The organism is Candidatus Glassbacteria bacterium, from assembly GCA_019456185.1.
Classification (GTDB): domain Bacteria; phylum Gemmatimonadota; class Glassbacteria; order GWA2-58-10; family GWA2-58-10; genus JAJRTS01.
On the sequence record VRUH01000152.1, the window covers coordinates 436 to 1,097 of the forward strand.

The window sequence follows — 662 nt, forward strand, 5'->3', positions numbered from 1 at the left end:
TGCTGCAGTTGCTGGAGGCGGTGGACAATTACATACCCACGCCGAAGCGGGCGGTGGACAAGCCGTTTCTGATGCCGGTGGAGGACGTATTTTCGATCACGGGCCGCGGCACGGTGGGTACCGGCCGGGTAGAGCAGGGCATGATCAAGGTTGGCGAAGAGGTTGAGATCATCGGTTTGGGGGTCCAGGAAAAGACGGTGGTGACGGGTGTGGAGATGTTCCGCAAGCTTCTGGATCAGGGCGAGGCGGGCGACAATGTGGGTTTGTTGCTGCGCGGTATCGAAAAGGAATTTCTGCGACGGGGTATGGTAGTTGCCAAGCCTGGTTCGATCACGCCGCACACGAAGTTCAAGGCGGAGGTGTACGTACTGAAGAAGGAGGAGGGCGGCCGCCACACGCCGTTTTTCAATGGATACCGTCCGCAGTTTTATTTTCGGACGACGGATGTGACCGGTTCGGTGAAGCTGCCCGAGGGCGTGGAGATGGTGATGCCGGGAGATAATGTGAACATGGACGTGGAGTTGATCACGCTGATAGCCATGGACAAGGAGCTCAGGTTTGCCATCCGTGAAGGGGGGCATACCGTGGGTGCCGGCGTGGTAACTGAAGTGATCGAGTAATTATACTGCTATGGGCAACAGCAAGCGAGATCTGGTCATTCT

The 662-nt window shown here is 57.3% G+C and carries 1 pseudogene (running past one end of the window); it reads left to right on the forward strand.

Annotation, left to right across the window (positions count from 1 at the left end):
• A pseudogene (tuf, locus tag FVQ81_18565) lies at positions 1 to 620 on the forward strand (elongation factor Tu); it begins 435 nt to the left of the window's first position.
• The last annotated feature ends 42 nt before the right edge of the window (positions 621 to 662 follow it).